This window comes from Sphaerisporangium rhizosphaerae, assembly GCF_042665155.1.
Classification (GTDB): domain Bacteria; phylum Actinomycetota; class Actinomycetes; order Streptosporangiales; family Streptosporangiaceae; genus Sphaerisporangium; species Sphaerisporangium rhizosphaerae.
In genome coordinates this window covers 73,240-84,484 of sequence record NZ_JBHTCG010000039.1, presented here as the reverse complement: position 1 = coordinate 84,484, position 11,245 = coordinate 73,240, and the positions used below count along the sequence as shown (strand labels likewise).

The following is an 11,245-nucleotide window of genomic DNA, read 5'->3' as shown; positions in this document are numbered from 1 at the left end:
TCCAGGATCACCGGGTTGGACACGCCCTTGTCCTTCAGCGTCTTGCCGATGTAAGTACCCGCGGCCACGCCCATGCCGTAATTGTCCCCCCCGATCCACGTCCGGTACGAGAGCTTGTCGGGGAAGACGCGGTCCAGGTTGATCACCGGAATGCCGGCGTCCATCGCCTTACGAGCCACCTGGTTCAACTGCTCACCATCGTTGGGCAGGATCACCAGCGCGCCCACCTTGGCGGCGATCAACGACTCCACCGCCGAGATCTGCTGGTTGATGTCATTGGTCGGCTCGACCGGCTTGAACTCCACATCGGAGTACTTCTTCGCCGCGTCCTGCGCGTTCTTGGTGATCGCCGCGATCCAGCCATGGTCGGCCGCCGGCGCCGAGAACCCGATGACGACCTTGGTGCCCGGCTGGTCGTTGTCGGTGCCGCCCGAGTTGGCCTGCGGGGCGGCGGCGGCCGAGCTCGCGGCGGGCGCCGGCTCGTTGCTGGTGCAGGCGGCGACGAGGGCTCCCGCGCCGACGACGGCTCCGCTGACGAGGAACCCTCGCCTGGCGACGCGCTTGTCCATGGTCATTCTCTCCTTCTGGTACAGGGGGTCGCCGGCCCTCGGCGCGAGAGGCGTTCCGGGGCAGCGGTGGGGACGACCTGGCGGTGACCCGCCTATGTGCGCGATTCCAGGCTCCGCCGCTGGAGCAGCACGGCGATCACGATGATCAGGCCCTTGGCGATGAGCTGGTCGCTGGTGTTGAGGCCGTTGAGGATGAACAGGTTGGTGATGACCGTGAAGATCAGCAGCCCGAGGATCGAGCCGATGATGGTCCCCCGGCCACCGGTGAGCAGGGTTCCCCCGATGATGACCGCGGCGATCGCGTCCAGTTCGTACAGATCGCCGTGTGTGCTGGAGCCCGTGGTCGTACGGGCCATGATGAGCACCGCGGCGATGCCGCAGCACAGGCCGGACAGCGCGTACAGCGTCATCGTGTGACGCCGCACGTCGATGCCGGCGAGCCGGGCGGCCTCCGGGTTGCCGCCGACCGCGTAGGTGCGCCGCCCGAACGTCGTGCGGTTGAGCACGAGCCATCCGATGGCGACCACCAGCGCGAAGATGTAGACCAGCAGCGGCAGGCCGAGCACCCGCGTCGTGGAGAGCTCCACGATGGCGCTGTTGTCCGGCTGCACGAGCTGGGTCCTGCGGTCGGACATGCGCTGCGCGAGACCGCGGGCCGCCACGAGCATGGCGAGCGTCGCGATGAACGGCACCATCCGCCCGTAGGAGATCAGGAATCCGCTGACCAGCCCCGCGCCGGTTCCGACCAGGATGGCGCAGATCGCCATCACGACCGGCCCGTACGCCTGGGTGGCGAGCGTCGTGGCCCACACCGAGGCCAGGGCCATGACCGCCCCGACCGACAGGTCGATGCCGCCGCCGATGATGACGAAGGTCATCCCGACCGTGATGACGCCGATCGTCGAGGCCAGGGCGAGGATGCTGACGAGGTTGGAGGAGGTGGCGAAGCTCTCGGGGGTGGTGACCAGGCCGACCACCGCCAGCAGCGCGAGCGCCACGACCAGGCCGAGGTGGCGGGCCTGACCCATCCGGCCCAGCACGCCGGGACCCGTGGCCGCGGTGGCCCGCGCCTGGTTCTCGACGCGGGCGTGCTCGTCGGCGGGCGGCCGGGCGTCCTCGGGCACCTGTTCGCCGGCGGCGCCGAGGTCCCGTGCGGGCGGGTCGCCGACGTCGCCGGGAGTGCCGCTGTCCGAGGCGCGTGCGTCCGTCACAGCGCGCTCCCTTCCATGATCATGTCGAGGACGCGCGGCTCGTCGAGGTCGCGCGCGTCCGACTCGTGGATGACTCTGCCTTCACGCAGGACCAGGACCCGGTCGGCCAGGCCGAGCACCTCCGGGACCTCGCTGGACACCAGCAGCACGCCCACGCCCTCGTCGGCCAGCCGCCGGATCACGGCGTACAGCTCGGCGCGGGCGCCCACGTCGACCCCCCGGGTCGGCTCGTCGAGGAGCAGCAGTTTGCGGTCCTCGACCAGCCACCGGGCGAACACGGCCTTCTGCTGGTTGCCGCCCGAGAGGGTCCTGACCGGACGGTCGGGGTCGCCGGGACGGATGTCGAGCGTCTCGACCAGGCGGGCGGCCGCGGTGCGCTCCTGCCCGCGGTCCATCCAGCCCAGTCGCGAGTACTTCTTCAGCCCGGCGATGGTGATGTTGCGGGCGACGGTCTCGTTCATCAGCAGGGCCTGCGACTTGCGCTCCTCGGGCGCGAGCCCCATGCCGAGCCGCACGGCCCGCCCGGTGCTGCCGGGCGGCACCGGACGGCCCGCCAGCACGACCCGTCCCGAGGCCGCCTTGCGGGCCCCGTAGACCGTCTCGACGATCTCCGACCGGCCGGAGCCGACCAGGCCCGCCAGGCCGACGATCTCGCCCTCCCTGACGCTGAAGGAGACGTCGGCGAAGCGGCCGGGCAGCGTCAGGCCCTCGACGCGCAGCACCTCGGCGTGCTCGTCGTGGGCGCCGGGCGCCGGGCGCGGAGGGAAGACGTACTCCACGTCCCTGCCCGTCATCAGCGACACGACCGTGGAGGTCGGCGTCTCGCGCGCCGGAAGCCCGACGGCGGCCGTCCTGCCGTCCTTGAGCACGGTGACCCGGTCGCCGATCTCGCGGATCTCCTCCAGGCGGTGGGAGATGTAGACGACCGCCACGCCCTGTGCCGTCAGGTCCCTGATGACGCGGAACAGGTTGGCGACCTCGTCGTGGGCCAGCGCGGCCGACGGCTCGTCCATGACGATCAGCCGGGCCTCGTGGGACAGGGCCCGCGCCATGCTGACGATCTGCTTGCCCGCGGCCGGCAGCCGCCCGACCTCGGTCCCGGGCCGCATCTCGCCGTGCCCGAGCCGGTTGAGCAGCGCGGCGGCGGCCCGGTTCATGTCGCGTCTGCGGGTGAAGCCGAACGCGGCGTGCTCGTGGCCGAGGAAGATGTTCTCCGCGATCGACAGGCCGTCGACCAGGTCGAGCTCCTGGTAGATCGTCGAGATGCCCGACCTGATGGCCGCGATGGGCCCGGCGAAGCGCACGGGCTCGCCGCCGAAGGTCACGGTGCCCTCGTCCGGGCGGTGCGCACCGGCGAGGATCTTGATCAGGGTGGACTTCCCCGCGCCGTTCTGCCCGAGCAGGCAGTGGACCTCGCCGGCCCGGACGTCCAGGTCGACGCCGTCCAGGGCGCGCACGCCGGGGAACTGCTTCACGATCCCTCGCATGACCAGCAGGTCGCTCACAGGGCCTCCGAAGTGGGTCGGGTAGTGGTTCTGGTCGGAACGGAAGTGCGGTGAAGATCGGTGAAGGACACCGCCGGGCGGTCGGGAGGGGACGGGGTCACGAGGCGCTGAACACGTGGTCGCTGATCAGCCGGGCGCCTCCGATGATCCCGGCGGTGTCGCCGAGCTCGGAGAGCACGATGGGCAGGTTCCCGGTCGCCAGCGGCAGCGACCGGCGGTACACGACGCTCCTGATCTCCGCGAGTAGTACGTGGCCCAGACGGGCCACGCCTCCCGCGATGATCACCAGGCCGGGGTTGAAGAAGCTGACCAGGCCGGCCATCACCTGGCCCACCTGCCGCCCGCCGTCCCGGATGAGCTGGACGGCGGCCGGGTCGCCGAGGGTCGCCGCCGCGGCCACGTCCTCGGCGGACAGCCCGCCGCCCAGTGCCAGCCGCTCGCCGAGGTAGGGAGAGCGCGGGGCGATCCTGACCGCCTCCCTCGCCAGCGCCGCCCCGCCGAAGTACGCCTCCAGGCACCCGGTGTTGCCGCAGGTGCAGAGCGGTCCCTGGTCGTCGACCCGCATGTGGCCGATGTCGCCGGCGCTGCCCGAGACCCCGCGGTAGATCTTGCCGTCGACCACGATGCCGCAGCCGATGCCAGTGCCGATCTTGATGAGCAGGAAGTCGTCGACCTGCTTGGCCAGGCCCGCGTGCAGTTCGCCGAGCGCCATGAGGTTGACGTCGTTGTCCACCATGGCCGGGCAGCCGAGCTCCTGGCTGACGACCTCCCTGACCGGGTAGCGGTCCCAGCCGGGCATGATCGGCGGCGCGAACGGGACGCCGTCGCGGAAGCTCACCGGGCCGGGCACTCCGATGCCGGCCCCGTGGAGCTGGGTGAACAGCCCCTGCTCGCGGAGCTTGGCGAGCAGTTCCATGGCCAGGCCGAGCACGGTGGCGGGCCCCTCGCGGACCTCGCACGGCTGGCTCACGTGGCCGAGGATCTCCAGCTCGCCGTTGGTGACGGCCACGTCCACCGAGGTGGCGCCGATGTCGATGCCGGCGAACCTCAGGTGGGGAGACAGCCGGACCATCCCCGACCGCCGGCCGCCGCGCGAGGCCGCGAGCCCGGCCTGCTCGACCAGGCCCGTCTCGATGAGACGGTCCAGCTCGAGATTGAGCTTGGAGCGGGAGAGCGAGACGTCGTCCCCCAGCTCCGCTCGCGACCGGCCGCCCTCGCGCAGCAGACGGAGCAGGGTTGCCTGGTGCACGTTGTCCGGCCGTACGGGCATGCGTTTCACAGCGCCTCCGCACGGAGTGTGGTGACGCCGAAGCTAGTTCACCCGCGCCGTGCTGAAAAGCACTTTTTGATGACAATCAGTAACTTTCGCTGTTATCAACAAAAGCACGTGACGCAGGTCACCGCCGCTGTCCACAGGGGCCGACCTGCGGGACGACTACACCCGCCGCCCCATGTGAGCGGTAACCCAACCAGCGCCACCGAAGCCGGATCATCTCCTCCGCGCCTCAAAACATCGGAGCTATCCGGGACGCATGCGCCCCGGCGGCTCGCGGGCCGCCGGGGCGGACCGTCAGAGCATGGCCTTCATGGACGCGGTCGCCTGCTCGCCCAGCGTGGTCGGGCGCACATAGGGCTCCTCGGCGAGGATGGCCTCCCAGTTGTCGCGGATCGCCTCGATCGTCAGGTCGTCGGTCCGCCACCCGGGCCCCTCGGCGACGAAGACGCGGGCGACGCGCCCGGCGCCCACGCTGAAGACCTCGCCACTGGTCGGGCAGCTCTCATGGGCGAGGAAGGCGACCAGCGGGCTGACGCGGTCGGCGGTGAACCTCCGCTCGAACTCGGCCGGCAGCAGCGACTCGGTCATCCGCGTCCAGGCGATCGGCGCGATGGCGTTGGCCTTGATGCCCGCCCGGGCGCCCTCGATGCCGAGGGTCTTGGTCAGCCCCACCAGCCCCATCTTGGCGGTGGAGTAGTTGGCCTGGCCGAAGTTGCCGAACAGGCCGGCCGGGGAGGAGGTGTTGACGATGCGGCCGTACCCCTGCTCCTTCATGTGCGGGAACGCCGCACGGCTGACCAGGAACGACCCGCGCACGTGCACGGCGAGCACGGCGTCGAACTCCTCCACGGCCATCTTGCCGAGGGACTTGTCGCGCAGGATGCCCGCGTTGTTGACCACGATGTCCACCCGGCCGAACGCGTCGCGCGCGGTCCGCACGATCGCCTCGGCGCCCTCGGGCGTCGCCACGTTGTCGGCGTTGGCGACCGCCTCGCCCCCGTTCTTGGCGATCAGCTCGACGACCTCGGCCGCGGGCCCCGTGGACGCCCCGGTGCCGTCGAGCGCGCCGCCGAGGTCGTTGACGACGACCTTGGCGCCGCGTTCGGCGAGCAGGATGGCGTGCGACCTGCCGAGACCGTGCCCGGCCCCGGTGACGACCGCGACCTTCCCGTCGAACCTCAGTTCCGACATGCGCCCACCCTTCGAGGAGAATCCAGGAGAACAACATTCTAGAAAGCTGGCTTCACAATATCGCGCGGCGCCCTCGCGCCCCAGACCCCGGCGCCGCGCCCTCGCGCCTCAGACCCACCCACGTTCCGGCCCTCGGGATTCCGGCGACCCAGCGTCACGGCGCCCGCTCGCCCGCCCGTTATCGCCATCGCGGCGGCCGGAGAATCGGGGCCGCACCAGCGCGAGGACGATGTAGCGGATAGTGATCGGGCGGCTGTGATTCTGCTATAGTTTCTGCCCCGCGAGGGCGAGGGTCGGCGTCGGCCCCCAGCTTCGCCGGGCCCCGTCCGCGACCCCCCTGGGCTGGAGGCCTCGCATGCCCGCACAGCCGCCCCTCCGCGTCATCCAGTGGGCCACGGGCGCCGTCGGCGGCTATGCGCTTCACAGCGTGATCAGCCGGCCCGAGTTCGATCTCGTCGGCGTGCTGGTGTACGACCCCGGCAAGGTGGGCCTGGACGCCGGGGGCCTGGTCGGGCTCCCCGAGACCGGCGTGCTGTGCGTGGACGACGTCGACCGCGTCATGGCCACCGAGGCCGACTGCGTGCTGCACATGCCCCTGCCCGCCGCCTACTTCGGCGGCGACTACGCCGCCGACCTGCAGACGGTCTGCGCGCTGCTCGCGTCGGGCAAGAACGTCATCACCACCACGGGTTTCATCTACCCGCAGGTTTACGGCCAGGCCGTGGTGGCGCAACTCGAGTCGGCGTGCCGGGCCGGCGGCACCTCGGTGTACGGCACCGGCATCAACCCCGGCTTCATGAGCGACCTGCTGCCGCTCGCCCTCACCGGCCTGTCGACGCGGCTGGACCACATCTACGTGCGCGAGTCGTCGGACTATCTCGGCCACCCTTCGCGGCAGATCGTCATGGACCTCATCGGTTTCGGCCGCTCCCCCAAGGACTACGCGACGGCCGTGCGCCCCTTCAGGGCCGTCCAGCGCGCGTTGTTCTCCGAGAGCGTCCAGCTCGTCGCCGAGGCGCTCGGCGTCGGGCTGGACGAGGTCGAGGAGAGCGACGAGTTCGAGCTGGCGGCGGAGGAGTTCGAGATCACCGCCGGCGTCATCGCCCCCGGCACGGTCTGCGCCTCGCGGTGGGTCTTCTCCGGGCTGGTCCGGGGGCGGCCGTTCATGACGGTGGAGTGCGTCTACAAGTCCGACGCCGCCAAGGTCCGCCGCTGGCCCGAGCCCGGCTTCGCCATCCACATCGAGGGACGGCCGCAGCTCATGCTGAAGATCGACGAGGTGTCCCACGGCCTGGCGGGCGCCGCCGCGCACGCGGTCAACTCGATCGCCTCGGTCTGCGCGGCCCCGCCCGGCATCCGCACCCTCCTGGACCTCCCCCTCGCCACCGGCCGCGGCGCCACCCGCCTCCCCTGACCCCGCCCTGTTCCACCGCCACCCGCGGCTCTCTGACCGGCCCGCGAGCGCGTGACGGTGTACGGCGTGCCCCGCGCCGCCACGACCAACGGCCCCCCCGCGCCGACGCTCCACACCCACCGCCACCCGTGGCTCCTGAACCGGCGCCGCGACGGCGGGCAGGGGTACGGCGTGATCGGCGCCGTCGTGCGGCGGGGCACCGGCCGGGCCCGGTCAGGAAAGGTGGGAGACGATCTCGGTGAGGCGGGTCTTCTGGGCGGCGGCGGTCCGGCGGGCCAGGGCGACGGTGGCGGCGTCCTTGCCCTCGTCGCGGGCCTTGTCGGCGAGGCGCGCCCCGTAGTCGGTGTGCCGGGCGAGCGTGGTCAGCCACAGGCGGTCGAACGCCGGGCCCGAGCGTCCCTTGAGCGCGAGAAGCTGGGCCGGGGTCAGCATGCCCTCCATCTGGTGCACCGGAGGCTTGTCGGAGTCCGGCACCGTGAACTGCCACATCCGCAGCGAGACCGCGAGCTCCTCGACCTGCGCGGCCTCCTCCCCGGTCAGGCGTTCGGCCAGCCCCCGCACGTACGGGTCGCGACTGCGGCCGGGGACCAGCCGCGCCAGCGTGACCCCCTGGCGGTAGTGCAGGATCATCTCCCGGCGGAACAGCACGTCGGTGAGGTTGTAGGGCAGGTCGTCGTAGGACGCGGCCACCTTGACCGCCCCGCCGTCCGGCGCCGCGGCGCAGCCGCTCGCCGAGACCATGGTGACCAGCCCGAGCACGGCCGCCACACCGGCCACGGCGACTCCCCTTGCGCCCATCACCGCATCTCCTCACCCTGGACGATTCACCCTGGACGATCGCGCTTCCTCCGGGGGATACGGGCGCGGGGCGCCCGGTGTTCACCGCTCGCCGGTCACGGCGCCGCCGGGTACCAAAGGTCGGGCTCGTCGGGGCCGGCGGCCGGGGCGCGGCGGACGCGTCCCCGGGCCTCCAGGTACACCAGGTGGGCGAGGGTCTCGTTCGTGGCGGCCCTGCGCATGAAGGCCGGGATGGTCTCCCACGGCCGCGACCAGGTGAGCCGGGTGGTGAGGTCCCAGCAGGCCGCGCCGGGCGTCCGGCCCACCTCCGCCTCGATCTCGGCGAGCCTGCGGCCGTGGTGGGCGGTCACGTAGTCGACCCGGTCGGCCAGCTCCAGGAAGCGGAACTCGTGCGCGGGCAGCACCTCGTCCACCGGAAGGTCCCGGACGGCCGCCAGGGCGCCGAGGTAGTCGGCGAGCGGGTCCGGCGCCGACTGCGGGTGGACGGCGACGATCGGCGTGATCCTCGCCAGCACGTGGTCCCCGGAGAACAGCACCCGCCGGGACGGGGAGACGAAGCACAGGTGCCCGGGCGAGTGGCCGGGCGTCCAGGCGGCCCGCAGGTCCCACCCGGGCAGGCCGAGGAGCTCGCCGTCCTCGATCAGCCGGTCGGGCTTGGCCATCGTCACGTACTGCCGGATCATCTTGGACGCCCCGCTCAGCTCGTCCACGCTCACCGGCGGCACGCCACTGCGCACGAGCTGGGCCCGCTCGCGCTCGACCAGCGCGTCGAGCCTGGTCTCGTCGTAGCGCTCGTGCAGCAGCGCGGCGTCCGCCGGGTGCAGGCCGATCCACGCGCCGGACGTCTCGCGGACCCGCCCGGCCAGGCCGTAGTGGTCGGGGTGGATGTGGGTCACCAGCACCGCGCGCACGTCGGTCATCGCGTACCCGGCCACGCCGAGCCCGCCGGCCAGGGCCTCGTACGCCTCCTCGGTGTTCCAGCCGGCGTCGATGACCGCCACCCCGTCGGGGAGCTCCAGGGCGTACACCAGCACGTACCTGAGAGGGTTGATCGGGATCGGCACCGGGATGGACCACAGCCCGGGGCGCACCCGCTCGACCTCGGGCATCGCGCCGCCGATCCAGGCGTCCCGCTGTGCCGGGTTGGCCGGGGTGACCCGCCTGCCCGGCTCGGCCGCCGCCTCGACGGCCGGTCCCGCCCCCTGCTCGCCCATTCCGCGCTCCCTCCGGCGACCTTCGACGCCTCCGCCGGGGCCGTGCCCGGACCGGCGTCGTAACCGAAATCCGGGGCCTGACCCCCGAAACCCTCACAACGGACAACCGACGCCACGATTGTGCACCGCTCACCGAATGTTGTTCTACTCGGGGTGTGCGGTGGCCGTCGCCGTCCGGGGATGGACGCCTTCCTCCGCGTCGGGCGCGGCCGGCGGCAGCCGCAGGTACAGCGGGGCGGACAGCAGGATCACCAGGGCCGCGACCCACCAGGCGGCGGCCGTGCCCGCCCCGGACGCCAGCAGTCCCAGGCCCAGGACGCCGGCCGTCCCGCCGAGCTGGAGCTGCAACGAGTCCACCGACATCAGCGTCGCGCGCCGGGAGGAGGCGACCCGCCGGTGGAGCATCTCCGCGCGCACGATCTCGGCGACCGAGACCCCCGCGAACATCACCACGTAGGCGGCGCAGGCGGCCACGATGCCGGCCGTCCCGGACAGCGCCACCGACGCCGCCAGGGACGCGAACGCCACCGCGCCGGCCGCCGTCCCTGCGACCGCCGCCGGCACCGGCCCGCGCAGCAGCCGCGCCACCCGGGGGGCCAGCCAGGACCCGAGGCCGCTGGCGCCGAACCCGGCCGCCGCGACGACGGCGTACACCGAACCGCCGGACTCGGCGGAGCCGGTCAGCGCGGCGAGCCTGCCGGGGGTGAGCATCTCGATGGCGCCGAGGCCGATGCCGATGACGAAGGCCATGAACAGCAGGCGGCGCAGCCCCGGCCGCCTGAACGCCAGCCCCAGCCCGGCGCCGACGGTGACCGGCACGTCGCGCAGCACCGACCCGAGGGAGGTGCGCGGACGCGGCGGCTCGGGCATCGCGAACAGCACGACGACGAACAGCACGGCCGCCGCCACCGCCGCGGCCACCATGGGAGCGGCCAGTCCGCCGGGCGCCACCAGCGGCAGGGCGCCACCGGTGAGCGTGCCGGCGCAGAGCGACGCCGAGCCCATGGCCTCTCCCTTGCCCAGGCCGGGCTTGAGGTCGGCGTCGGGGCCCTCGGCGGCGTGCAGGGCGTCGACGTACCACGCCTGCGCGGGCCCGCTGGCGAGCGCGCGGGCGACGCCCTTGAACACCGCCACCACGACGAACGTCCCGAACGAGCCCGCGACGGCCATCAGGCTCATCGCCACGACGCTGAACAGCGCCGAGACGGCGAGCACGGTGCGCCGCCCCACGACGTCGGCCAGCCCGCCGGTGGGCAGTTCCATGACCACCGCGGCGGCGGAGAACACGGCGGTCACGACGCCGACCTGCGCGAGGGTCAGGCCGCGCGAGGTCATCAGCAGCACCATCGTGGCCATCATCAGGCCGGGCGGGAACCAGGTCAGGAAGCTGACGAGCAGGTAACGCCGCAGCGCGGCGCGGGCGGAGAGCGTCACGGGACGGGCGCCGGTCATCCGGTGTACCCCCTGGTCGGGAAGGCGGCGAAGTGGAGCATGACCGCCTCGGCCGCGGGATCGGCCGCGTCGGCGGCCTCCAGCTCGTGGATCATGGCCGAGACGCGCTCGTAGAGCAGCGTCACCGACGCGGGGGTGAGCCGGGCGTAGTGGTCGGACATGCCGGCGGCGGCGATCCACTCGGGCCCCCAGGAGTCGCGGTCGCGCTCGAACGCCGCGCGGTCGCCGGCCAGCGCCTCGAACTGCCGCTCGCGCATGAACCCGGCCGCCTCCCGCCCCTCGGGCGTGCCGCCGATCTCCAGTTCGTCCCAGGCGGTGTAGCGGTGCGCCGAACGCCAGCGGCGCTCACGCGCGTCGCGCCGCCCGGGATCCTCTTCGACGAAGCCGTACCTGGCGAGCTGCCGCAGGTGGTAGCTGGTCGAGCCCGAGCTCTCGCCGAGCCGGGCGGCCAGCTCGGTGGCGGTGGCCGGGCCTTCGAGGCGCAGGGCGCCGAGCAGCCGCACCCGCAGCGGGTGGGCCACGGCCTTCAGAGCCCGCGGATCGCGGACGCGGTAGACGTCGGACTCCTCGCTCTCATCGCTCATGTCGCCAAAGATAACTTTGCAAAGCTCTATT

10 protein-coding genes are annotated in these 11,245 nt (G+C 72.6%); 1 reads left to right on the top strand and 9 read right to left on the bottom strand.

Annotated features, from left to right (window positions below; translation table 11 throughout):
- From ACFQSB_RS35405 to ACFQSB_RS35385, 5 genes are all read right to left on the bottom strand, one after another.
- On the bottom strand, nt 1-569 hold a 569-nt coding region (locus ACFQSB_RS35405; RefSeq protein ID WP_380831279.1), incomplete at its 3' end, for a substrate-binding domain-containing protein.
- Between the two features lie 92 nt (nt 570-661).
- Nucleotides 662-1,780 (bottom strand): ABC transporter permease, encoded by a 1,119-nt coding sequence (locus tag ACFQSB_RS35400; protein WP_354931921.1) that lies wholly within the window; start codon nt 1,778-1,780, stop codon nt 662-664.
- Nucleotides 1,777-3,285 carry a sugar ABC transporter ATP-binding protein gene (locus ACFQSB_RS35395; protein ID WP_354852877.1) on the bottom strand — a complete coding sequence of 503 codons (1,509 nt, stop codon included), beginning with the start codon at nt 3,283-3,285 and terminating at the stop codon, nt 1,777-1,779. The genes ACFQSB_RS35400 and ACFQSB_RS35395 overlap by 4 nt, the downstream gene beginning before the upstream one ends.
- A gap of 97 nt (nt 3,286-3,382) precedes the next feature.
- Nucleotides 3,383-4,555: an ROK family transcriptional regulator gene (locus ACFQSB_RS35390; protein WP_380831283.1), complete on the bottom strand. Its 1,173-nt coding sequence runs from the start codon at nt 4,553-4,555 to the stop codon at nt 3,383-3,385.
- 300 nt (nt 4,556-4,855) lie between these two features.
- Nucleotides 4,856-5,752 (bottom strand): SDR family oxidoreductase, encoded by an 897-nt coding sequence (locus ACFQSB_RS35385; protein ID WP_380831277.1) that lies wholly within the window; start codon nt 5,750-5,752, stop codon nt 4,856-4,858.
- A gap of 355 nt (nt 5,753-6,107) precedes the next feature.
- Here ACFQSB_RS35385 and ACFQSB_RS35380 point away from each other — a divergent pair, with 355 nt between their 5' ends.
- Nucleotides 6,108-7,166 carry an NAD(P)H-dependent amine dehydrogenase family protein gene (locus tag ACFQSB_RS35380; RefSeq protein WP_380831275.1) on the top strand — a complete coding sequence of 353 codons (1,059 nt, stop codon included), beginning with the start codon at nt 6,108-6,110 and terminating at the stop codon, nt 7,164-7,166.
- A gap of 213 nt (nt 7,167-7,379) precedes the next feature.
- Here ACFQSB_RS35380 and ACFQSB_RS35375 read toward each other — a convergent pair whose 3' ends face one another.
- The 4 genes from ACFQSB_RS35375 to ACFQSB_RS35360 form a co-directional block, all read right to left on the bottom strand.
- The gene (locus ACFQSB_RS35375) at nt 7,380-7,964 is read right to left on the bottom strand and encodes a DUF305 domain-containing protein (RefSeq protein ID WP_380831274.1); all 585 of its coding nucleotides are present in this window, start codon (nt 7,962-7,964) and stop codon (nt 7,380-7,382) included.
- A 95-nt stretch (nt 7,965-8,059) separates the two neighbouring features.
- Nucleotides 8,060-9,178 carry an MBL fold metallo-hydrolase gene (locus ACFQSB_RS35370; protein WP_380831272.1) on the bottom strand — a complete coding sequence of 373 codons (1,119 nt, stop codon included), beginning with the start codon at nt 9,176-9,178 and terminating at the stop codon, nt 8,060-8,062.
- A gap of 144 nt (nt 9,179-9,322) precedes the next feature.
- Nucleotides 9,323-10,630 (bottom strand): MFS transporter, encoded by a 1,308-nt coding sequence (locus tag ACFQSB_RS35365; protein ID WP_380831270.1) that lies wholly within the window; start codon nt 10,628-10,630, stop codon nt 9,323-9,325.
- Nucleotides 10,627-11,214: a winged helix-turn-helix domain-containing protein gene (locus ACFQSB_RS35360; RefSeq protein ID WP_380831268.1), complete on the bottom strand. Its 588-nt coding sequence runs from the start codon at nt 11,212-11,214 to the stop codon at nt 10,627-10,629. Before ACFQSB_RS35360 ends, ACFQSB_RS35365 begins: the two co-directional genes overlap by 4 nt.
- Nucleotides 11,215-11,245 lie beyond the last annotated feature (31 nt).

Coding starts and splice junctions, on each gene's coding strand:
- ACFQSB_RS35390 (WP_380831283.1), bottom strand. CDS start 4,555: ATGCCCGTACGGCCGGACAACGTGCACCAGGCAACCCTGCTCCGTCTG.
- ACFQSB_RS35385 (WP_380831277.1), bottom strand. CDS start 5,752: ATGTCGGAACTGAGGTTCGACGGGAAGGTCGCGGTCGTCACCGGGGCC.
- ACFQSB_RS35380 (WP_380831275.1), top strand. CDS start 6,108: ATGCCCGCACAGCCGCCCCTCCGCGTCATCCAGTGGGCCACGGGCGCC.
- ACFQSB_RS35375 (WP_380831274.1), bottom strand. CDS start 7,964: ATGGGCGCAAGGGGAGTCGCCGTGGCCGGTGTGGCGGCCGTGCTCGGG.
- ACFQSB_RS35370 (WP_380831272.1), bottom strand. CDS start 9,178: ATGGGCGAGCAGGGGGCGGGACCGGCCGTCGAGGCGGCGGCCGAGCCG.
- ACFQSB_RS35365 (WP_380831270.1), bottom strand. CDS start 10,630: ATGACCGGCGCCCGTCCCGTGACGCTCTCCGCCCGCGCCGCGCTGCGG.
- ACFQSB_RS35360 (WP_380831268.1), bottom strand. CDS start 11,214: ATGAGCGATGAGAGCGAGGAGTCCGACGTCTACCGCGTCCGCGATCCG.